Genomic DNA, 21,277 nt, shown 5'->3' on the forward strand with positions numbered 1-21,277 from the left:
CACTGTCTTAGATACGTCACTGGCGTCGGCTTCGCCGGGGGCGTTCACTGGACGCATGCGGGTTCTCGCGGCTTCACTCGGGCTCGTCCTGCTGGCGGGCTGCACGACTCCGGCGCCGGCACCGTCCGGGTCACCGTCTCCTTCCGGCGCGGCGTCCGCGTCGGCCTCGGCCGGCGGCAGCGCCTTGCTCGCCGTCTACTACACGCTCGCCGACAGGGGTACGCCGAAACTAGTGCGCGAATTCCACCGGTTGGCCGTCGCAGCGGACACGCCGGCCGGGAAGACCACGGCGGCGGTGGCGGAGATGCTGCGCCCCAGTGCCTCGGACCGGGACTACAGGACGTTGTGGCCGTCGAGCGTACGCGTCACCGGCAGCTCGGTCGAGGGCGATGTGGTCACGGTGGACCTCACGGGTCTCACCAGCGGCGTCGGAGCCGAGGCGGAGGGGCAGGCCATCCAGCAGCTCGTGTGGACGGCCACCGCGAACTCCGGGGCGTCCCGCGTACGCGTCCGGGTGGACGGCGCGGCGGTGGAGAGCGTCTTCGGCCATGTCTCGGTCAAGGATCCGGTGAGCCGGGCGCCGGCGATCGACACCCTGCATCTGGTCTGGGTGATCGGCCCGCAGGAGGGCGAGACCGTCGGCCGCGACGTGACCCTGCACTTGGCCGGGATCGTCTTCGAGAACACGCTGAACTACGAGATCCTGCAGAACGGCAAGGTCGTCCGGCATGAGGTCGTCACCCTCGAACCCGGACATCCGGCGATGGGGGAGAAGAAGGTGACGGTGCGGTTGTCGCCGGGCACCTACGTCGTGCAGGCCTACGAGATCTCGATGGCCGACAGCAGCCGGCAGCACGTCGACAACCACACCTTCACCGTGAGCTAGAGGTCGACTCCGCCGCCGATCGGAATGCGCGAGTAGGCCGTCTGCCCCTTCAGGTCCATCCAGCGGTCGAACCCGGCGAAGCCGATGTCCTCCGACAGCATCCGGTCGTGGATCGGGTGCGCCCGTTTCGGGGCGACCGCCCGGACGAAGTCCAGCGCCTCCCGCAGCTTGAGCCACGGCGCGGAGGCGGGCACGAGCAGTACGCCGACCTCCGCCTCCGGCACGAACAGCGCGTCACCGGGGTGGTAGAGCGCCCCGGACGAGGTCCCGACGAGGTAACCGACGTTGGCGCAGCCGGGCAGGCCCTCGTAGATCTCGGCGTGCCGGCCGCCGACCACGGTGACGTCGAACCCGGCGGCGGTGAACGTGTCACCGGTCGCGACGGTGGTCACCGCTTCGCCCATCTTCTCCCGCAGCTCGCCGGCGATGAGCTCCGGCGCGAAGACGCGTACGTCCTGCTGAGTCAGGCGCTCGGCGTCCACGTGGTCGAAGTGCTCGTGGGTGATCAGGACGTCGGTGACACCCTCGAAGACCTCCGGCTCGGACCACACACCAGGGTCGATCAGCAGCGTCCGGTCGCCGTCGTGCAGGCGTACGCAGGCGTGCGTGAACTTGATCAACTGCATGCGTCCGAGCGTACGCCGTTCTCGCTTCGTGGAACCGGTCACGTCCAAGGTCGCGCCGGCGACCACGTCGGGCAGAATTGCGGCGTGAAGACGTTCGAGGAGCTCTTCGAGGAGCTGCGGGCGAAGGTCGCCGCCGGGGATCCCGAGTCGGGCACGGTCAAGGCCGTCCGTGGCGGGGTGCACTCGGTCGGCAAGAAGGTGGTCGAGGAGGCCGCCGAGTCGTGGATGGCGGCCGAGCACGAAGGCCCCGACCGCGCCGCCGAGGAGATCTCGCAGCTGCTCTACCAGGCTCAGGTGCTGATGCTCGCGACCGGGATCGAGCTGAAGGACGTCTACCGACATCTCTAGATCGGGTTCAGTCCGTCCCCGTCAGACACCGATCTTGAGGAAACCAGAGCATGCTGCGCATCGCCGTGCCCAACAAGGGCACCCTGTCCAAGCCCGCCATCGAGATGCTGCGTGAGGCGGGCTACCGCCAGCGCAGCGACGACCGCGACCTCGCCTGCCTCGACACCGACAACGACGTCGAGTTCTTCTATCTCCGCCCACGCGACATCGCGACCTACGTCGGTTCGGGCGACCTCGACCTGGGCATCACCGGTCAGGATCTGCTCGTCGACGGGGGCACTCCGGTCGAGCAGCTGCTGGAGCTGGGCTTCGCCGGTGCCACCTTCCGATTCGCCGCGCCACAGGGCGCCATCGCCGACCTCGGCTCGCTCGACGGCAAGCGGATCGCCACGGCGTACCCGGGGCTGGTCGAGCGCTACCTCGACGAGCGGGACATCAAGGCCCGGGTCGTGGAATTGGACGGCGCGGTGGAGAACGCCGTCCGCCTCGGCGTCGCCGACCTGATCGCCGACGTGGTCGCGACCGGCGCCACGCTCCGGCAGGCCGGCCTGGTGCCGCTCGGTGACCCGATCATGGTCTCCGAGGCGGCGCTGATCCACCGCACTGGCGACGACCCGGCCCTTCCGCAGGTCGCCCAGCTGCTGCGGCGGCTGCAGGGCGTGCTGGTCGCCCGCCGGTACGTGATGCTCGCCTACGACTGCCGGGCCGACCGGCTCGACGAGGCGGTCGCACTGACGCCCGGCATCGAGTCGCCCACGGTGTCCCCGTTGCACCGCGAAGGCTGGGTCGCCGTCCAGGCGATGGTCCAGCGCGCCGAGATGCACCGGATCATGGACGAGCTGTACGACATCGGCGCCCGGGCCATCCTGGTCACCGACATCCACGCCTGCCGCCTCTGACGCCCCCTTTCGAGCATGATCATTGCGTCAGCCATGCGGTTAACTCGGGCATTTCGCGGCGCGAACCAGCATGGCTGGCGCGATGATCACCACTAGGCGGCGGGCGCGATGGTTGGTGGTGGCAGGATGGACGCCGTGGCAGCAGCGGAGACGGTGATGATCGACGTCCGGCCCAAGCGCGTACGCGTGGTGGCGTGGGTCGCGGCGGTCGCGATCCTGGCGGTGTTCGCCGCGGTGGCGACCGCGCTGACCGGGTCGACCGGGGAGGGCACCGCGGTGTTCCGGCCGGGTGACCAGGCCGCCATGATCGGCCTCGGGTTCTGCGGCGCGCTGGCCGCGCTCGCCTTCGCCCGGCCCCGGGTCTGGGGCACCGAGCAGGGCATCCGCGTCCGCAACGTGTTCGCGACCTACGAACTGCCGTGGAACGTCGTCCGGGCGGTCCGGTTCGACCACGGCCACCCGTGGGCGCAGCTGGAGCTGCAGGACGACGACACCGTGTCGGTCCTGGCCATCCAGGCGGTCGACAAGGAGCACGCGCTCGCCGCCGTCCGCGGTCTGCGCAGTCTCCATGCGGCACACCTCACCGCAGTGGCGAGTACGCCCGATTCGCGGTCCTGAACGCCGCCTGGTAAAGTTGTCGAGTCGACCTTGCCGATACTGACCTCACCGTGTGGTGAACGACGTGTCGGCCACAAAGCGGAGCGCCTGCTCCCACCCGGTCACCTTGAGTGCATCGGGTCCGGTCACCGGCCTCGCGCCACCGCCTTCGGGCGGTGAGCCGCCGAAGGCCCGGGTCGTGCGCCTGACAGCGTGCGTGGACCGGTCGAGCGGGCCCTGGCATGCGCCGGGGCCTTCTGCTTTGGGCCACCGGGACACGGCGCGAGCCCGGCCGGTGGCACACAAAGACACGGTCCACGCCTTCGCACCCGCGAGGGAGCGGACGCCGAAGGTCGGCACGGACACTAGTTGGAGGAGGCCACATCAGCGTCGAGCCACGCGTCAACGATCAGATCAGGGCACGTGAGGTCCGTCTGGTCGGCCCTGAGGGTGAGCAGGTCGGCATCGTTCCGATCGAGCGCGCCCTGCAGTTGGCCGCCGACGTCGATCTGGATCTGGTCGAGGTCGCGCCGATGGCCCGCCCGCCCGTCTGCAAGCTCATGGACTTCGGCAAGTTCAAGTACGAGAGCGCGCTCAAGGCGAGGGAAGCCCGGCGTAACCAGCAGCAGACCATCATCAAGGAGATGAAGCTGCGTCCGAAGATCGACCAGCACGACTACGAGACCAAGAAGGGTCACGTCGTGCGCTTCCTCAAGGCCGGGGACAAGGTCAAGGTGACCATCATGTTCCGCGGCCGGGAGCAGAGCCGCCCGGAGCTGGGCTACCGGCTCCTGCGCCGGCTTGAGGAGGAGGTCTCGGAACTGGGCTTCGTCGAGGCCGCACCGAAGCAGGACGGCCGGAACATGATCATGGTGCTCGCACCGAACCGCGCGACCAAGGCCGTCGGTCGCGGCGCTAAGTCCGACGACGACGCGCCCGTCGAGGCCGAGGAAGCCGCACAGCCGGTCGCCGAGAGCTGACCAGCTCGACGGCGGGCCGATCGAGCACCGTAAGCAGATATTTCAGGGGAGATACTTCGCAATGCCGAAGATGAAGAGCCACACCGGCATGGGCAAGCGGGTCAAGGTGACCGGCACCGGCAAGATCCTGCGTCAGCAGACCGGCCTGCGCCACCGCCTCGAGGTGAAGGCGTCCAAGGAGACGCGCAGCCTCAGCGGCACCGTCGAGGTCGCCAAGAACGACCTCGCCCGCGTCAAGAAGATGCTCGGCCGCTGACGCGCGCCACGACGAACTGAAGGAGTAGATCGACATGGCACGCGTCAAGCGGGCGGTCAACGCCCAGAAGAAGCGCCGTACCCTGCTGGAGGCCGCGAGCGGTTACCGCGGCCAGCGCTCCCGGCTCTACCGCAAGGCCAAGGAGCAGGTGCTGCACTCGATGCAGTACGCCTACCGCGACCGTCGTGACCGCAAGGGCGACTTCCGCCAGCTGTGGATCACGCGGATCAACGCGGCCGCCCGTGCCAACGGGATGACCTACAACCGCCTCATCCAGGGCCTCAAGCTCGCCGAGGTGGAGGTCGACCGCAAGATCCTGGCCGACCTGGCCGTCCACGACGAGGCTGCGTTCGCCGCCATCGTCGAGGTCGCGCGCAAGGCCGTCGCGGCGCAGGCTCAGGCCTGAGCGACACCGTGACGTCGGGGGGTGCGCCGTTCACGCGGCGTACCCCCCGAGTCGTGTCCGCGGTCAAGCTTCAGCGGCGCAAGGACCGCGAGGTCCAGGGCGCCTTCCTCGCCGAGGGGCCGCAAGCGGTCGCCTCGGCTCTCGCCTCCGGAGTGGTACGCGAGATCTTCGCGACCGCCGATCGCCTGGCGGAGTATCCGGGCGCCTCCCTCGTCGCCGACGATGCCATGGCCGCCCTGTCGGAGACCGTTCAGCCGCAGGGAGTCGTCGCGGTCTGCGACACCGTCGACGTCCCGCTGGCCGACGCGCTCGCCAAGGAGCCCCGGCTCGTCGCGGTCGTGCTGGAGATCCGGGATCCCGGCAACGCCGGGACGATTCTGCGTACGGCGGACGCGGCGGGCGCGCAGGCCGTGATCTTCGCCGGCGACGCCGTCGACCCGTACAACGGCAAATGCGTACGCGCCAGCGCGGGCAGTCTGTTCCATGTGGACGTCGTCCGGGAACGGGACTGGTCGTCGCTGTTCGGCCGGCTGCGCGACGCCGGCCTGCAGACGCTGGCCACGAGCGGGTACGCCGCCCGCGACCTCGACGACCTCGCGGACGCCGGTCGCCTCGCCGGGCGTACCGCCTGGATCTTCGGATCGGAGGCGCACGGCCTGCCGGACGCCGCGTTGAGTGAGGCCGACGAAGCTGTCCGGGTCCCGATCTACGGCGGCGCGGAAAGCCTGAACCTCGCCGCCGCCGCAGCGGTGTGCCTGTACGCCTCCGCGCGCGCTCAGCGCTCATGATGGTGGGATGGCACCCCTCGCCGGTTTCGGTACCGCGATCGTCCTGTTGATCATCGGTCTCGGCCTGTTGTCGGTCCGGCGCGTGTTGCGCGCCCGCACCGGGCTGGCCGTGGTCGTCATCGCCCTCGTCGCGGGCGCGCTCGCCGGGGTCTCCGCCCAGCAGACGGTGATCGCCGCCGCGCTGCTCGTCGGGGCCGTCCTGATCGTCGGGGTCGGCGCGGTCGCCTCGGTCGCCCTCCTCGCCCCACGATCCTGACCACGCCCCCTTTCCGCGCGCCGCCCAGACCCGCGCCGCCCAGACCCGCGCCGGCCGCCCGCGCGGCGCAGAGCTGGCGCGCCGGGTACGATCTGAGCGTGCGCATGACGATCTCGTTTAGCCGGCCCGCTGGTAGCGGGCGGCTGGGCTGAGCGCACTTTCTCTCCAGCGAGCACCGGCGGGCTGCGACCAAGTCGCGAGTCCCTAAACTATCCGGGTTGCCGCATCTGGAGATCTGATGACTTACCGCTCTGACCCGTACGACCCGAAGCAGGTCGCGTTGCTGGATCAGGAGGCGCTGGACGCCGCCGTGGCCGAGGCGGCCCAGGCGTTCGCGGACGCCGCCGACCTCGACGCGCTCGCGGCGTTGAAGCCGGCGCATCTGGGCGACCGCGCCCCCATCTCGTTGGCTCGCCGGGAGATCGGCGCGCTGCCCCCGGCCGCGAAGGCGACGGCCGGCCAGCGGGTGAACGCCGCCCGCACCGCCGTCCAGGCCGCTTTCGACGCGCGCCAGGAAGTGCTCACCGCCGAGCAGGCCGAGCGTGTGCTGCGCGAGGAACGCGTCGACGTGACGTTGCCGGCCGACCGGCGTCCCCGGGGCGCCCGGCATCCGCTGACCACCCTGATGGAGCGGGTCGGCGACCTGTTCGTCGGGATGGGCTACGAGATCGCCGAAGGCCCCGAGGTCGAGCTGGAGTGGGCCAACTTCGACGCCCTCAACATCCCGGCCGACCACCCCGCGCGTGGTCTCATGGACACCTTCTGGGTGCAGGGCGCGGGCGAGGCCACCGAGTCCGGGCTCGTGTTGCGTACGCACACCTCGCCGGTGCAGGCCCGCACGATGTTGTCCCGCAAGCCGCCGATCTACGTCGTCGTGCCCGGCCGGGTCTACCGGACCGACGAACTCGACGCGACGCATTCGCCGGTGTTCCACCAGGTCGAGGGCCTGGTCGTGGACAAGGGCATCACCATGGCGCACCTGAAGGGGACGCTCGACCACTTCGCGCGGGCGATGTTCGGCCCCGACGCCCGGACGCGCTGGCGGCCGCACTACTTCCCGTTCACCGAGCCGTCGGCCGAGTTCGACGTGTGGTTCGCCGAGCACCGCGACGGCCCGCAGTGGGTCGAGTGGGGCGGCTGCGGCATGGTCAACCCGAACGTGCTGCGGGCCTGCGGGATCGACCCGGACGTCTACTCCGGTTTCGCGTTCGGCATGGGGATCGACCGAACGCTGATGTTCCGCAACGGCGTGTCCGACATGCGGGAGATGTTCGAGGGCGACGTGCGGTTCACCCGCGCGTTCGGCATGGAGGTGCACTGAGATGCGGGTGGGTCTGTCCTGGCTGCGGGAGTTCGTAGCGCTGCCCGAGTCGGTGACCGCCGCCGAGCTGGACACCGCGCTCAACAACCTCGGCATCGAGGTCGAGGAGATCGTCGACCAGCGGGAGACGGTGAAGGGGTCGCTGGTCGTCGGCCGGGTTCTGACGATCGAGGAGCTGACCGGCTTCAAGAAGCCGATCCGGTTCTGCACCGTGGACGTCGGCGCAGCCAACGGGACGGGGGAGCCGCAGGAGATCGTCTGCGGCGCGACCAACTTCGCGGTCGGCGACCTCGTCGTGGTGATCCTGCCCGGCGGTGAGCTGCCGGGCGGCTTCCAGATCGGCGCGCGTAAGACGTACGGGCACATGTCGGCCGGCATGATCTGCTCGGCTCGGGAGCTGGGCATCAGCGACGAGCACGACGGCATCATCGTCCTCGCGCCCGCTTCGGAGGCCGGCGCGGCGGTGGCCCGCGGCGTGCAGCCCGGTGCGGACGCGCGGCCGATCGTCGGCTTGGACGACATGCTGATCGACGTCACGCCGACGCCCGACCGCGGCTATCAGATGTCCGTACGCGGGCTGGCGCGGGAGCTGGCGCACTCATTCGGCGTACCGTTCACCGATCCGGGCCTGGCCGCCGCACCCGGTGCGACCAGCGGCGACGCCTGGGATCTCGTGATCGACGATCCGGCCGGCTGCGACCGGTTCGCCGCCCGCCTCGTCCGGGGCGTCGACCCCGCCGCCGCCACGCCGGACTTCATGGCCCGCCGGCTGACCGCGGCCGGCGTACGCGTCCTGGGGCTGCCGATCGACATCACGAACTACGTGATGCTGGAACTCGGCCAGCCGATGCACGCCTTCGACGCCGACCGGATCCAGGGCACACTGGTCGTACGCCGGGCCGGCGAGGGCGAGAAGCTGACCACTTTGGACGGTGTGACTCGCGTACTCGCCGCCGAGGACATGGTCATCTGCGACGACAGCGGCCCGATCTCGCTGGCGGCGGTCATGGGCGGGCAGACCAGCGAGGTCGTGCCGGGCACCACGACGGTCCTGTTCGAGGCGGCCCACTGGGACCCGGTGATGGTCGGGCGGACCGCCCGGCGGCACAAGCTGTTCAGCGAGGCGGCCAAGCGCTGGGAGCGGGGCGTCGACCGGGAGCTGTGCCTGGTCGCGATCGACCGGGCGGTGAACCTGCTGATCGAGCACGGCGGCGGCAAGGCCGGTGACGAGGTCACCGACGCGAACTACCCACCCGAGCCGTTCTCGCTGAGCCTGGACCCGGCGCTGCCCACCCGTCTCATCGGGGTGACGTACGAAGCCGAGCGGGTGGCCGAGGTGCTGACCGAGGTCGGCTGCCGGGTCGCGGTGGGTGACGAGTTCCAGGTGACCCCGCCGAGCTGGCGGCCGGATCTGCTTCAGCCTGCCGACCTCGTCGAGGAGGTCGTGCGGCTGGATGGCCTGGACAAGGTGCCGAGCGTGCTCCCCGTCGCACCGCCCGGCAACGGCCTCACCCCGCAGCAGCGTCGCCGTCGCTCGATCGGCCGCGCGCTGGCCGAGCAGGGCTACGTCGAGGCGATCTGCAACCCGTTCGTGTCCGCCGCCGCGCTGGCCGAGCTCGGGCTGCCGGCCGACGCCGTCCGCCTGGCGAACCCGCTGTCGGACGAGGAGCCGCTGCTGCGTACCTCGCTGCTGCCGCCGCTGCTCACGACGCTCAAGCGCAACCTGGGCCGAGGTCAGCGCGACGTCGCCCTGTTCGAGCTGGGTCTGGTCTTCCGGGCCGCCACTCGCCAGGGCGTACCGCCGGTGATGACGATCGCCGGTCGTCCGTCCGAAGAGGAGTGGCAGGCGGCTCAGGAGTTCGTGCCGCACCAGCCGTACCACGTCGCGGTGGTCCTCGCCGGCTCGCCGCTGGAGCCGGCCGGCTGGTGGGGCGCCGGGCGCGCCGCCGACTGGTCCGACGCGATCCAGGCCGCGCGGGACACGCTCGCCGCGGCGGGCCTCGACGCCGCGCGGGTCGAGGTGGCCGCGGCGGAGCAGGCTCCGTGGCATCCGGGCCGGTGCGCGGCGATCAAGGTCGACGGTCAGACCATCGGGTACGCCGGTGAGCTGCACCCGGCGGTCTGCGCCGAGCAGGACCTCCCGAAGCGGACCTGTGCCATGGAGCTGGAGCTGGATCTCGTGCCGTTGCCGGGGGTCACCCCGCCGCCGGTGCTGTCCAACTTCCCGCCCGCGTTGATCGACGTGGCGCTCGTCCTGCCCCAGGAGGTTCCGGCGGCCGAGGTCGAGTCGGCGTTGCGGGAAGGCGCTGGTCCGCTGCTGGAGTCGGTCCGTCTGTTCGACGTGTACACCGGTCAGGGCATCGGCCCGGGGCAGAAGTCGCTGGCGTACAAGCTGGTCTTCCGGGCCTCGGATCGCACGCTCACCGTCGAGGAGGCGGTGGCCGCCCGCGACGCCGCGGTCGCGATCACCGCGTCCCGCTTCGGCGCCGCACTCCGCGGCGCCTGACGAGATCGCTGCGCTGGTGTGATCATTGCGCCGGTCATGCTGTTTCGGCGGACATTTCGCCGTCCGAAGCCGCATGGCCGGCGCAATGATCACGAAAGGGGGGAGTGCGGTGGCACGGGATGAGAAGCGCAAGGTCATCGCGGTCAATCGCAAGGCGCGGCACGATTACGAGATCCTCAAGACCTACGAGGCGGGTCTCGTGCTGCGGGGGACCGAGGTGAAGTCGCTCCGCGACGGCCGCGTCTCGCTGGTCGACGCGTTCGCGCAGGAGACCGACGGCGAACTCTTCCTGCACGGGCTCCACATCGCCGAGTACGCGCTGGGCACCTGGACGAATCACACGCCGCGCAGGATTCGCAAACTCCTGCTGCACCGGACGGAGATCGAGAAGATCCTCCTGAAGCTGCGTGATCCCGGTATCGCGTTGATCCCGCTCTCCCTGTACTTCGCCGACGGCTGGGCGAAGGTGGAACTGGGGCTCGCGCACGGGCGGAAGGCGTACGACAAGCGGCAGGTGCTGGCGAAACGGGACGCCGAGCGGGAGATCGCCCGGGAGTTCGGCCGTCACCTCAAGGGGCGCGCCCCCGCCCGCAGCCGGTAGCGCCGGAACGGCGTCTCGCCGACCAGTAGCCGCACGAGGCGTACGGGCATCGGGGAATGTAGCGGAGCCCGGCGCCGGCTCGCGAAGGGATGTGCGCAGCGCCGGGCTCCTGGAGGGGATGGGAATCAGCCGAGGGTGCAGGCGGCGCCGTTCAGGGTGAACGACGACGGCGAGGTGTTGGTGCCGGAGTAGGTGCCCTGGAAGCCGAAGGCGGTGCTCGCCCCGGCGGCGAGGGTGCCGTTGTAGCCCAGGTCGCGAGCGCTCACCGACTGCCCGCTCTGGGTGACGGTGGCGTTCCAGGAGCTGGTGATCTTCTGGTTGCCGGAGTAGGTCCAGGCGACCGTCCAGCCGTTGATCGTGGTGGAGCCGGTGTTGGTCACGGTGACGTCGGCGGTGAACCCGGTGTTCCAGGTGTTGGGGACGTACTTCACCCGGCACGACCCGCCTCCGCCGCCGCCACTGGACGTGGTCGCGGTGACGGTCGCCGAGTTGCCGGAGGTGTTGCCGGCGGCGTCCCGGGCGCGGACGTAGAACTGGTACTGCGTCGACGCGGCGAGCCCGGTCGCCGTGTACGAGGTTCCGGACGCGGTGGCGATCTGGCTGAACGATCCGCCGCTGGTCGCCCGGTAGACGTCGTAGCCGGTGACACCGACGTTGTCGGAGGACGCGTTCCAGGTCAGGTTGACGCTGTTCGCCGTGGCGCCCGACGCGGTCAGCCCGGTCGGCGTGGTCGGCGCGGAGGTGTCGCCACCGCCGCCTCCGCTGCCGACGGAGAAGGAGTTCACCGCGAGCCCGGTCTGCCCGACCCACGGCTCGAACCCGGCCTGAATGCTGGTGAGGTACCAGCTGCGCTGGGCGTACCCACGGTTGACGGCGTCGCTGTAGAAGTCGTTGACCGTGAAGTTCATCGAGCCGGTGGCCGACTGCCGCACGTAGGACACGACGTTCCAGCCGATGTTGCCTTCCCAGACGTTCCAGGTCGCGCCGTTGATCGTCGCCGTGCCGACCTGGGAGCCGACCGGCTGGATGGAGCCCATCTTGTTCAGCCAGATCATGATCTCGGCCCCGGTGTTCTGGCCGTCGGTCCGCGGTGTCGGGTCGAACCAGATGTCGTACGCCGCGTCCCACACGCCGCTCGACGGGTAGGTCATCGAGACCGAGGTGGTGATCCCGGCGAACGTGCTGGTGCTGGCCTGCAGCGGGAGTCCGCTGCCCGAGCTGCAGTTGGCGTAGTGGCAGCCGTAGAAGACCGACGGGTACGCCCCGGGCGCGCCGTTGGTGGCCTTGTTGTGGCTGGCGGTGGTCACGGCGAAACCGGTGCCCGTGACGTTGATGCACTGCGTCGTGTCGTCGCCCCAGTTGTTGTTCTGGACGATGTAGCGCCCGCTCTGAATCGTGGTGGAGCCGTACTTCTCGCAGATCGTGACGTCGGCGTGGGCGGCGCCGGACGCGGTGAGCGTCCCGGTCACGATCAGCGCACCCGCCGCGAGCGCGGCGAGGATGCGGTGTCTCATCTGCTTCCTCCATGGGCGTGGAGTCGCGGCACGTCCGTGTGCCGCAGAAGGGGGATGGGAGCGCTCCCGCACGGCAGCCTACCGTCAATCTTCATCGATGGAAAGCCGTGAGCCCATCGAACGCGATTCGATGAGAAGAGTGGCGCGCGCCATAATTGCATGATCATACCTTCGGGCGTATGCTCATTCCTGCATAAAGTTGCGGAGGACGGTATGAGCATCAAAGCGGCAGTCGCGGGGGCCAGCGGATACGCGGGCGGCGAGCTGCTGCGCCTGCTCGCCGGGCACCCCGACATCGACGTGGTCGCCGCGACCGCGCACTCCCAGGCCGGACAGCCCCTGGGTCGCGTACACCCGCAGTTGGCGGCGCTGGACCTGATCCTGAGCGAGACCGACCCGGCCACCTTGAGCGGCGCGGACCTGGTCTTCCTGGCGCTGCCGCACGGGCAGTCGGCGGCGGTGGCCGCGCAGCTGCCCGCCGGGGTGAAGGTCGTCGACCTCGGCGCCGATCACCGGCTGATCGACGGCACGCAATGGGCCAAGTACTACGGCGGTGAGCACGCCGGGACCTGGACCTACGGGCTGCCCGAACTGCCCGGCCAGCGCGTCCACATCGCCAACAGCGACCGGGTGGCGGCGACCGGCTGCTACGCCGTCGCGACGACGCTCGCGCTCGCGCCGCTGATCGCCGCCGACCTGATCGAGCCGGCCGACGTCGTCGTGGTGGCGGCCAGTGGCACCACCGGAGCGGGTAAAGCGCCCAAGGCGCACCTGCTCGGCTCGGAGGTCATGAGCGACCTGAGCCCCTACAAGGTCGGCGCCCACCAGCACGTGCCCGAGATCAAGCAGGCGACCGGCGCGCGGTCGCTGTCGTTCACGCCGGTGCTCGCCCCGATGCCGCGGGGCATCCTGGCCACCGTGACCGGCCGTCCGACCAGCTGCGACATCACCGGGGCCGTCGTGCGCGAGGTGCTCGCCGACGCGTACGCCAACGAGCCGTTCGTGCATGTCCTGGCCGACGGTCAGCAGCCCCACACCAGCGCCACGCTCGGCTCCAACAGCTGTCACCTGCAGGCCGCGGTCGACGTCGACAGCGGGCGGGTGATCGTGGTCAGCGCCATCGACAACCTCGGCAAGGGCGCGGCCGGACAGGCCGTGCAGTGCGCCAACCTGATGCTGGGCCTGACCGAGACGGCGGGCCTGCCGATCTATGGAACTCGGTGAATCCATGTCTGTCACCGCTCCGCAGGGCTTCCGGGCCGCCGGTGTGAGCGCCGGGATCAAGGCCAGTGGTAAGCCGGACCTCGCGCTCGTCGTGAACGACGGCCCCGACGCGACCGCCGCCGGCGTCTTCACCGCCAACCGCGTACAGGCCGCTCCGGTGCTCTGGAGCCGGCAGGTGCTCAAGGGCGGCGTCCTCAAGGCGGTCGTGCTCAACTCCGGCGGCGCCAACGCCTGCACCGGCCCGGCCGGTTTCCAGGACACGCACGCCACCGCCGAGGCCGTCGCCGCCGCCCTGCGCGGCCCGGGTGCCAAGCGCATGCTTCTGGGCGCGGGCGACGTCGCGGTCTGCTCGACCGGCCTGATCGGCGAGCGGCTGCCGATGGACAAAGTGTTCGGCGGAGTCACGGCCGCGGCCAAGGCGCTGACGAAGGACGGCGGCGGCACGGCGGCCGAGGCCATCATGACGACCGACACCGTCGCGAAGAACACCGTGATCACGGGCGACGGCTGGTGCGTCGGCGGCATGGCCAAGGGCGCGGGCATGCTCGCCCCGGCGCTGGCCACGATGCTCGTCGTGCTCACCACCGACGCCATCGCCGGCTCGTCGGCCCTGGACGAGGCGCTCCGCGAGGCGTGCCGGCTGACCTTCGACCGGCTCGACTCCGACGGCGCGATGTCCACGAACGACACCGTCCTGCTGCTGGCCAGTGGTGCGTCCGGCGTCGAGCCCTCCCAGGAGGAACTGACCGCCGCGGTCACGGCCGCCTGCCACGACCTCGCCCAGCAACTGCTGGCCGACGCCGAGGGCAACACCAAGCAGATCGCCATCGAGGTGGTACGCGCGGCGACCGAATCGGACGCGGTGTCCGTGGGCCGGGCCGTCGCGCGCAACAACCTGGTCAAGTGCGCGCTCTTCGGCAACGACCCGAACTGGGGCCGGATCCTGGCCGCCGTCGGCACCACCGACGCCGCCTTCGAGCCCGACCGGCTGGACGTCGCGATCAACGGGGTCTGGATCTGCCGCAACGGCTCGGCCGCCGAGGACCGGTCCAAGGTGGACCTCTCGGAGTCGCAGGTGCAGATCACGATCGACCTCAACGCCGGGGCCTCGCAGGCGACCATCTGGACCAACGACCTGTCGCACGACTACGTCCACGAGAATTCGGCGTACTCGTCATGAGGCTCACCGCGGAGCAGAAGGCGGCCGTCCTCGTCGAGGCGCTGCCGTGGCTCAACCGGTTCCGGGGGGCCATCACCGTCGTGAAGTACGGCGGCAACGCCATGGTGTCCGCCGAGCTTCGCGCCGCGTTCGCCGCCGACATGGTCTTCCTCCGGCAGGCCGGGCTCCAGCCGGTCGTCGTCCACGGCGGCGGACCGCAGATCTCGGCGATGCTGGACCAGGTCGGGCTGACGAGCGAGTTCCGGGGCGGGCTCCGGGTCACCACGCCGGAGACGATGAAGATCGTCCAGATGGTGCTGGTCGGCCAGGTCGGCCAGGAGCTCGTCGGCGAGATCAACGCGCACGGCCCGTTGGCCGTCGGGCTGTCCGGCAGCGACGGCGGCCTGTTCACGGCGGTACGCCGCCCGGCCGTCGTCGACGGCGAGCCGGTCGACATCGGCCTGGTCGGCGACGTCGCCGAGGTGAACCCGACCGTGGTCGCCCAAGTCCTCGCGGCCGGGCAGATCCCGGTGGTGTCCACGGTCGCCCCCGACGCGGACGGCGTCGTGCACAACCTCAACGCCGACACCGCCGCGGCCGCCCTGGCGATCGCGCTCGGCGCCCGCAAGCTCGTCGTCCTCACCGACGTCCCCGGCTTGTACGCCGACTGGCCGGACACCAGCAGCCTGATCTCCGAACTGTCCGCCGACGAGCTGGAGAAGCTGCTGCCCGACCTCGCCTCGGGCATGGTCCCCAAGATGGAGGCCTGCCTGCGCGCGGTACGCGGCGGCGTGCCGGCGGCGCACGTCGTGGACGGTCGCAGCCCCCACTCCACCCTCCTCGAGATCTTCACGGAAGCCGGCCACGGAACGATGGTGACCCCATGACCTCCCTTTTGGACAGATGGCAGCACTCGCTGGCCGACAACTACGGAACACCCACCGTCGGGCTGGTGAGCGGCCAGGGCGCGGTCGTCGTCGACGAGCAGGGCAAGTCCTACGTGGACTTCCTGTCCGGGATCGCGGTCAACGCGCTCGGTCACGCTCACCCGGCCGTCGTCTCCGCCGTCTCCGAGCAGGTCGCCAAGCTGGGGCACGTGTCGAACTTCTACGCCGCCGAGCCGACGATCGCGCTGGCCGAGCTGCTGCTGGCGCTGACGGGGCGGCCCGGCAAGGTGTTCTTCTGCAACTCCGGCGCCGAGGCGAACGAGGCCGCCTTCAAAATGTCCCGGCTGACGGGGCGGACCGGAGTCGTCGCGGCGCAGGGCGCCTTCCACGGACGGACGATGGGCGCGTTGTCGCTGACCGGGCAGCCGGCCAAGCGTGACCCGTTCACGCCGCTGCCCGGGGACGTCACCCACGTGCCCTACGGCGACCTGGCCGCGCTCGAAGCCGCCGTCACCGACGAGACCGCCATGGTGATCCTGGAGCCGATCATGGGCGAGGGCGGCGTCGTCGTGGCCCCGCCCGGCTACCTCGCCGGCGTACGCGAGATCACGGCGGCCCACGGCGTGTTGTTCGTCCTGGACGAGGTGCAGACCGGGATCGGCCGGACCGGCCACTGGTTCCAGTGCCAGGCCGAAGGCGTCGCGCCCGACGTCATCACGCTCGCCAAAGGCCTCGGCGGCGGACTGCCGCTGGGGGCCGCGATCGCCTTCGCCGACGGGGCGTTCGCCGGTGCCCACCCGGGGGGCGCGGCCGGGCTGTTCCAGCCGGGTCACCACGGCACGACGTTCGGCGGCAACCCGATCGCGTGCGCGGCCGGGCTCGCCGTCCTGCGGACCATCGCCGCCGACGGGCTGCTCGACCACGTCAAGCGGGTGGGGGAGCGGCTGCGGCGGGGGATCGAGTCGCTCGGCCACCCCCTCGTCGACCACGTACGCGGCGCGGGCCTGCTGCTCGGCGTACAGCTGACGGCGCCGGCCGGTGCCGCCGTGGTCGGACTGCTGCGCGACGCCGGCTTCATCGTCAACGCGTGCCAGCCCGACGTGCTCCGGCTGGCCCCGCCGCTGATCATCTCGTCCGAGCAGGTCGACGCGCTGCTCGCGGCGCTGCCCGCCGCCTTCGACGCGGCGTACCCGGGAGCCGCGTGATGACCGGGATCGTGGTGCCGCAGGCGCCGGCAATCAGACACCTTCTGCGGGACGACGACCTGACTCCGGCCGAGCAGTCGGCCGTGCTCGAGCTGGCCGCCCAGATGAAGGCCGGCCGGTGGGCATACCGGCCGTTGCAGGGCCCGAAGTCGGTCGCGGTCTTCTTCGACAAGCAGTCGCTGCGGACCCGGATGTCCTTCGAGGTGGGCGTGGCCGACCTCGGCGGGCACCCGATCACCGTGGACACCGTGAACACGCACCTCGGCCGGGGCGAGTCGCTGGCCGACACCGGCCGGGTGCTCTCCCGGTACGTGGCCGCGATCGTCATGCGTACCTATGGCGACGAGCGCATCGCCGAGCTGGCCTCGGGCGCGACCGTCCCCGTGATCAACGCGCTGACCGACGGGTTCCACCCCTGCCAGCTGCTGGCCGACCTGCTCACGGTGCGCGAGAAGTTCGGCCGCACGGCCGGGCTGACGCTGGCGTACCTGGGCGACGCGGCGAACAACATGGCGAACTCCTACCTGCTGGCCGGAGCGGTCGCCGGGATGCACGTACGCGTCGCCGGCCCGGCCGGCTTCGACCCGGACCCGGCGATCGTCGCCGACGCGGAGAAGATCGCGGCGTCGACCGGCGGTTCGATCAGCGTCCTGCGGGACCCGATCGAGGCGGCCACCGGCGCGCACGTCCTCGCGACGGACGCCTGGACGTCGATGGGTCAGGAGGACGACGGCAAGGATCGCGTCGGCCCCTTCCTCGCGTACCAGCTGAACGAGAAGCTGGTGGGTCACGCGGATCCGGCGGCGATCGTGCTGCACTGCCTGCCCGCGCACCGGGGCGAGGAGATCACCGACGGCGTGCTGGACGGGCCGCACAGCGCGGTGTTCGACCAGGCCGAGAACCGCCTGCACGCGCAGAAGGCGCTGCTGGCGTTCTTGCTGGAGCACAGCGGGGAGACGGCATGACCGCGCCGGTGACGCGGACCGCGCGGCACGCCCGGATCGAGGAGCTGATCCGGGCCGGGTCGGTACGCTCGCAGACCGAGCTGGCGGAGCTGCTCGCGACCGACGGCGTGCAGGTGACCCAGGCGACGCTGTCGCGGGACCTGGAGGAGCTGCGGGCGATCAAGGTCGGCGGGGTATACCTGATCCCCGAGGACGGCAACCGTGCGCTGCGCCCGGTGGAGCAGGCCCAGGTACGCCTGGTGCGGCTGCTGAAGGAGCTGCTGACCGGCACCGACCACAGTGGAAACATCACGGTCCTGCGGACGCCGCCCGGCGCCGCGCAGTTCCTGGCCAGCGCGATCGACCGCAGCGGCCTGCCCGAGGTCGCCGGCACCATCGCGGGCGACGACACCATCTTCATCGTGGCGCGCGAGTCGACCACCGGCGCCGGGTTGGCCGGCAAGTTCGCGGCGTGGGCAAATCTCGAACAAGAAACCACAGAGGGAGCACCATCATGACCGAGCGGGTCGTACTGGCCTACTCCGGGGGCCTGGACACGTCCGTCGCCATTCCGTACCTGGCCGAGAAGATGGACGCCGAGGTCATCGCCGTCCTCGTCGACGTCGGCCAGGGCGGCGAGGACATGGAGGTCGTCCGTAAGCGGGCGCTGGCCTGCGGCGCGGTCGAGTCCGAGGTGGTCGATGCCCGCGAGGAGTTCGCCGCCGACTTCTGCCTGCCCGCGATCCGCGCCAACGCGCTCTACATGGACCGCTACCCGCTGGTCAGCGCGCTGTCCCGGCCGCTGATCGTCAAGCACCTGGTCCAGGCCGCACGCAAGCACAGCGGCACCGTCGTGTCGCACGGCTGCACCGGGAAGGGCAACGACCAGGTCCGTTTCGAGGTCGGCATCGGCGCCCTCGCCCCGCACCTCAAGGTGGTCGCGCCGGCTCGCGACTTCGCGTGGACCCGGGACAAGGCCATCGCGTACGCCGAGAGCAAGAACCTGCCGATCGACCAGAGCAAGAAGTCGCCTTACTCGATCGACCAGAACATCTTCGGCCGGGCCGTCGAGACGGGCTTCCTCGAGGACATCTGGAACGCGCCGATCGAGGACATCTACTCGTACACGTCGAACCCGGCCGAGCCGCGCGACGCCGACGAGGTCGTCGTCACCTTCGAGCAGGGCCGCCCGGTCGCGATCGACGGGGAGACCGTCACGCCGTTCCAAGCGATCGCCGAGCTGAACCGCCGGGCGGGCGCCCAGGGCGTCGGCCGGCTCGACATGGTCGAGGACCGGCTGGTCGGCATCAAGAGCCGCGAGGTCTACGAGGCGCCGGGCGCGATCGCGCTGATCACCGCGCACCAGGAGCTGGAGAACGTCACCGTCGAGCGGGACCTCGCCCGGTTCAAGAAGTCGGTCGACCAGCGCTGGGGCGAACTGGTCTACGACGGCCTGTGGTTCTCGCCGCTCAAGTCCTCGCTGGAGGCCTTCATCGACGAGTCGCAGAAGCACGTCACCGGCGAGATCCGCATGACGCTGCACGGCGGCCGGGCCGTGGTCACCGGGCGGCGCTCGGAGGCCTCGCTGTACGACTTCAGCCTCGCCACCTACGACGAGGGCGACCTGTTCGACCAGTCGCTGGCCAAGGGCTTCGTGGACCTGTGGGGCCTGCCGTCGCGGCTCGCCTCCGCCCGCGACACCCGCCTGTCCTGACCCCCTCTGGTGTGATCATTGCGCCAGCCATGCTGTTTGCCGCGCAGAAATGCCCGATTCAGCAGCATGGTTGACGCAATGATCATGGAAAGAAAGCGACCAAGAAAATGAAACTCTGGGGTGGACGGTTCGAGGGCGGCCCGGCCGAGGCGCTGGCCCGGCTGAGCGTCAGCGTGCACTTCGACTGGCGGCTGGCCGCGTACGACATCGCGGGGTCGAAGGCGCACGCGAAGGTGCTCGCCGACGCCGGTCTCCTCACGCCGGACGAGCTGGGCCGGATGCTGGCCGCGCTCGACGAGCTGGCCGCCGACGTCGAGTCGGGCGCCTTCCAGGCGACGCCGGCCGACGAGGACGTCCACACCGCGTTGGAGCGGGGACTGCTGGAGAAGCTCGGCCCGCTCGGCGGCAAGCTGCGCGCCGGCCGGTCCCGCAACGACCAGGTCGCCACCGATCTCCGCCTCTACCTGCGCGATCACGCCCGAGGGCTGGCGCTCGGGATCGCCGACCTGGCCGGTGCGCTCACCGAGCAGGCGGCGCAGCACGTCGCGACTCCGGCGCCGGGCATGACCCACGTGCAGCACGCTCAGCCGGTCACCTTCGGGCACTGGCTGCTCGCCCACGTGCAGCCGCTGCTGCGGGACCTCGACCGGCTGCGGGACTGGGACCGGCGTACGGCGGTCAGTCCGCTCGGCGCGGGTGCGCTGGCCGGATCGTCGCTCCCGCTCGACCCGGAGCGGGTCGCCAAGGAGCTCGGCTTCACGAAGTCGGCAGCCAACTCGATGGACGCCGTCTCCGACCGGGACTTCGTCGCCGAGTTTCTGTTCGTGACGGCGCTGCTCGGCGTGCACCTGAGCCGGCTCGGCGAGGAGGTCGTCCTCTGGACCTCCCAGGAGTTCGGCTGGGTGGAGCTGGACGACGCGTTCGCCACCGGCTCGTCGATCATGCCGCAGAAGAAGAACGCCGACATCGCCGAACTCGCCCGCGGCAAGGCGGGCCGGCTGATCGGCGGGCTCGTCGCGGTGCTGACGATGCTCAAGGGCCTGCCGCTCACCTACGACCGGGACATGCAGGAGGACAAGGAGCCCGCGTTCGACGCCCTCGACACGCTGGAACTGGTCCTGCCCGCGCTCACCGGGATGATCGCCACGATGACCGTCAAGACCGACGTCCTCCAGGCCGCCGCTCCCATCGGCTTCTCGCTCGCCACTGAGGTCGCAGACTATTTGGTACGCAAGGGAGTCGCCTTCCGGGACGCGCACGAGATCACCGGTCGCCTGGTGGCCCTCTGCGCCGCTCGGGGCGTCGAACTCCACGAGGTCGGCGACGACGACCTGGCGGAGATCTCGGCCGAACTCGACCCCGGCGTACGCGAGGTGCTATCGGTCGACTCGGCGCTGGCCGCCCGGAAAACTCCGGGGTCGACCGGGCCGCTGGCCGTCGCCGAGCAGCTGGCGCAGGTCGAACGAGAGTTGGCCGAGGCTCGGGCGTGGACCGGGGCCTGAGCTTCCTGTCCGCCCCGGCGTCCGCCGTCCCGGAGACTGCCAAGCGGCTCCTGGGCTGGGAGGTCTCGGCGAACGGCGTGACGGTCCGGCTGACCGAGGTCGAGGCGTACGCCGGAACGGGGGAGGACGCGGCGTCGCACGCGCACCGCGGTCCCACCCCGCGGACGCAGGTGATGTTCGGCCCGGCCGGGCGCGCCTACGTCTACTTCGTCTTCGGTATGCACTGGTGCCTGAACGTCGTCTGCGGCCCCGAAGGTGAGGCCTCCGCCGTTCTCCTGCGGGCCGGCGAGGTGATCGGCGGCGTCGACGTGGCCCGCGAGCGCCGTGGGGACGCCCCAGCCCGGGAACTGGCCCGTGGCCCGGCGCGGCTGGTGAAGACGCTCGGCATCGGGCCGGACGCCAATGGAACCTCCATGGTGGACGGCTCGGGGCCGCTGCGGCTCGGTCCGCCGTCGCGGCCGGTGCCGCCGGACGCCGTCGAGGCCGGGCCGCGCGTCGGGGTGGCCGGAGCCCACGACATCCCCTGGCGTTTCTGGATCTCCGGCGACCCGACCGTGAGCGCATACCGGCGGCACTCACCCCGCAAGCGGTGACCAGCCCTTCTTAGCGCCGGATCAGGGTTCCAGGTCGAATCTTGGGACAAGATTCGACCTGGAAC

General features: G+C 70.8%; 23 protein-coding genes. 21 read left to right on the top strand and 2 right to left on the bottom strand.

Annotated elements, in window-relative coordinates; translation table 11 throughout:
* The first annotated feature begins 55 nt into the window (after nucleotides 1-55).
* Entirely contained in the window at nucleotides 56-886 is an 831-nt protein-coding gene (locus AB0H43_RS21745; protein WP_360001626.1) for a GerMN domain-containing protein, read from the top strand.
* On the opposite strand, the gene AB0H43_RS21750 is transcribed toward AB0H43_RS21745, so the two are convergent.
* Nucleotides 883-1,512, bottom strand: coding sequence for an MBL fold metallo-hydrolase (locus AB0H43_RS21750; RefSeq protein ID WP_360001628.1), 630 nt, complete (start codon nucleotides 1,510-1,512; stop codon nucleotides 883-885). The two genes, AB0H43_RS21745 and AB0H43_RS21750, sit on opposite strands and share 4 nt — an antisense overlap.
* A gap of 84 nt (nucleotides 1,513-1,596) precedes the next feature.
* Here AB0H43_RS21750 and AB0H43_RS21755 point away from each other — a divergent pair, with 84 nt between their 5' ends.
* The 11 genes from AB0H43_RS21755 (at nucleotide 1,597) to smpB (ending at nucleotide 10,470) form a co-directional block, all read left to right on the top strand.
* Nucleotides 1,597-1,860: a phosphoribosyl-ATP diphosphatase gene (locus tag AB0H43_RS21755; protein ID WP_360001630.1), complete on the top strand. Its 264-nt coding sequence runs from the start codon at nucleotides 1,597-1,599 to the stop codon at nucleotides 1,858-1,860.
* Nucleotides 1,861-1,910: 50 nt separating this feature from the next.
* Nucleotides 1,911-2,759 (top strand): ATP phosphoribosyltransferase, encoded by an 849-nt coding sequence (gene hisG, locus AB0H43_RS21760; protein ID WP_360001632.1) that lies wholly within the window; start codon nucleotides 1,911-1,913, stop codon nucleotides 2,757-2,759.
* A gap of 156 nt (nucleotides 2,760-2,915) precedes the next feature.
* Nucleotides 2,916-3,377, top strand: coding sequence for a PH domain-containing protein (locus AB0H43_RS21765; RefSeq protein ID WP_360001706.1), 462 nt, complete (start codon nucleotides 2,916-2,918; stop codon nucleotides 3,375-3,377).
* 362 nt (nucleotides 3,378-3,739) lie between these two features.
* Entirely contained in the window at nucleotides 3,740-4,336 is a 597-nt protein-coding gene (gene infC, locus AB0H43_RS21770; RefSeq protein WP_360001708.1) for a translation initiation factor IF-3, read from the top strand.
* Between the two features lie 61 nt (nucleotides 4,337-4,397).
* Nucleotides 4,398-4,592, top strand: coding sequence for a 50S ribosomal protein L35 (gene rpmI, locus AB0H43_RS21775; protein ID WP_360001634.1), 195 nt, complete (start codon nucleotides 4,398-4,400; stop codon nucleotides 4,590-4,592).
* Between the two features lie 34 nt (nucleotides 4,593-4,626).
* On the top strand, nucleotides 4,627-4,998 hold the full coding sequence (gene rplT, locus AB0H43_RS21780) for a 50S ribosomal protein L20 (protein ID WP_360001636.1): 372 nt from the start codon (nucleotides 4,627-4,629) through the stop codon (nucleotides 4,996-4,998).
* Complete coding sequence (locus AB0H43_RS21785) at nucleotides 4,995-5,786, top strand: RNA methyltransferase (protein WP_360001710.1); 792 nt, start codon at nucleotides 4,995-4,997, stop codon at nucleotides 5,784-5,786. The genes rplT and AB0H43_RS21785 overlap by 4 nt, the downstream gene beginning before the upstream one ends.
* 7 nt (nucleotides 5,787-5,793) lie before the next feature.
* Nucleotides 5,794-6,042 carry a hypothetical protein gene (locus tag AB0H43_RS21790; protein ID WP_360001637.1) on the top strand — a complete coding sequence of 83 codons (249 nt, stop codon included), beginning with the start codon at nucleotides 5,794-5,796 and terminating at the stop codon, nucleotides 6,040-6,042.
* Nucleotides 6,043-6,280: 238 nt separating this feature from the next.
* On the top strand, nucleotides 6,281-7,363 hold the full coding sequence (gene pheS, locus AB0H43_RS21795; RefSeq protein ID WP_360001639.1) for a phenylalanine--tRNA ligase subunit alpha: 1,083 nt from the start codon (nucleotides 6,281-6,283) through the stop codon (nucleotides 7,361-7,363).
* A gap of 1 nt (nucleotide 7,364) precedes the next feature.
* Nucleotides 7,365-9,869, top strand: a complete 2,505-nt coding sequence (gene pheT, locus AB0H43_RS21800; RefSeq protein WP_360001641.1) for a phenylalanine--tRNA ligase subunit beta — start codon at nucleotides 7,365-7,367, stop codon at nucleotides 9,867-9,869.
* A gap of 109 nt (nucleotides 9,870-9,978) precedes the next feature.
* Nucleotides 9,979-10,470, top strand: a complete 492-nt coding sequence (gene smpB / locus AB0H43_RS21805) for an SsrA-binding protein SmpB (protein ID WP_360001643.1) — start codon at nucleotides 9,979-9,981, stop codon at nucleotides 10,468-10,470.
* Between the two features lie 125 nt (nucleotides 10,471-10,595).
* On the opposite strand, the gene AB0H43_RS21810 is transcribed toward smpB, so the two are convergent.
* Nucleotides 10,596-11,984 carry a cellulose binding domain-containing protein gene (locus AB0H43_RS21810; RefSeq protein WP_360001645.1) on the bottom strand — a complete coding sequence of 463 codons (1,389 nt, stop codon included), beginning with the start codon at nucleotides 11,982-11,984 and terminating at the stop codon, nucleotides 10,596-10,598.
* A gap of 213 nt (nucleotides 11,985-12,197) precedes the next feature.
* Here AB0H43_RS21810 and argC point away from each other — a divergent pair, with 213 nt between their 5' ends.
* The 9 genes from argC to AB0H43_RS21855 all read left to right on the top strand — a co-directional run bounded on the left by argC (nucleotide 12,198) and on the right by AB0H43_RS21855 (nucleotide 21,212).
* The gene (gene argC, locus AB0H43_RS21815) at nucleotides 12,198-13,208 is read left to right on the top strand and encodes an N-acetyl-gamma-glutamyl-phosphate reductase (protein WP_360001647.1); all 1,011 of its coding nucleotides are present in this window, start codon (nucleotides 12,198-12,200) and stop codon (nucleotides 13,206-13,208) included.
* A gap of 4 nt (nucleotides 13,209-13,212) precedes the next feature.
* Nucleotides 13,213-14,388 (top strand): bifunctional glutamate N-acetyltransferase/amino-acid acetyltransferase ArgJ, encoded by a 1,176-nt coding sequence (gene argJ / locus AB0H43_RS21820; protein ID WP_360001649.1) that lies wholly within the window; start codon nucleotides 13,213-13,215, stop codon nucleotides 14,386-14,388.
* Complete coding sequence (argB, locus tag AB0H43_RS21825; RefSeq protein WP_360001651.1) at nucleotides 14,385-15,254, top strand: acetylglutamate kinase; 870 nt, start codon at nucleotides 14,385-14,387, stop codon at nucleotides 15,252-15,254. The genes argJ and argB overlap by 4 nt, the downstream gene beginning before the upstream one ends.
* Nucleotides 15,251-16,459, top strand: a complete 1,209-nt coding sequence (locus tag AB0H43_RS21830; RefSeq protein WP_360001652.1) for an acetylornithine transaminase — start codon at nucleotides 15,251-15,253, stop codon at nucleotides 16,457-16,459. The genes argB and AB0H43_RS21830 overlap by 4 nt, the downstream gene beginning before the upstream one ends.
* On the top strand, nucleotides 16,459-17,424 hold the full coding sequence (argF, locus tag AB0H43_RS21835; RefSeq protein WP_360001654.1) for an ornithine carbamoyltransferase: 966 nt from the start codon (nucleotides 16,459-16,461) through the stop codon (nucleotides 17,422-17,424). Before AB0H43_RS21830 ends, argF begins: the two co-directional genes overlap by 1 nt.
* The gene (locus AB0H43_RS21840) at nucleotides 17,421-17,921 is read left to right on the top strand and encodes an arginine repressor (protein WP_360001656.1); all 501 of its coding nucleotides are present in this window, start codon (nucleotides 17,421-17,423) and stop codon (nucleotides 17,919-17,921) included. Before argF ends, AB0H43_RS21840 begins: the two co-directional genes overlap by 4 nt.
* The gene (locus AB0H43_RS21845) at nucleotides 17,918-19,117 is read left to right on the top strand and encodes an argininosuccinate synthase (protein ID WP_360001658.1); all 1,200 of its coding nucleotides are present in this window, start codon (nucleotides 17,918-17,920) and stop codon (nucleotides 19,115-19,117) included. The genes AB0H43_RS21840 and AB0H43_RS21845 overlap by 4 nt, the downstream gene beginning before the upstream one ends.
* 107 nt (nucleotides 19,118-19,224) lie before the next feature.
* The gene (argH, locus tag AB0H43_RS21850; protein WP_360001660.1) at nucleotides 19,225-20,619 is read left to right on the top strand and encodes an argininosuccinate lyase; all 1,395 of its coding nucleotides are present in this window, start codon (nucleotides 19,225-19,227) and stop codon (nucleotides 20,617-20,619) included.
* Nucleotides 20,604-21,212, top strand: a complete 609-nt coding sequence (locus AB0H43_RS21855) for a DNA-3-methyladenine glycosylase (protein ID WP_360001662.1) — start codon at nucleotides 20,604-20,606, stop codon at nucleotides 21,210-21,212. The genes argH and AB0H43_RS21855 overlap by 16 nt, the downstream gene beginning before the upstream one ends.
* The last annotated feature ends 65 nt before the right edge of the window (nucleotides 21,213-21,277 follow it).

Origin of the sequence: Hamadaea sp. NPDC050747, assembly GCF_040654195.1 — a bacterium.
In the GTDB taxonomy this organism is placed as follows: domain Bacteria; phylum Actinomycetota; class Actinomycetes; order Mycobacteriales; family Micromonosporaceae; genus Hamadaea.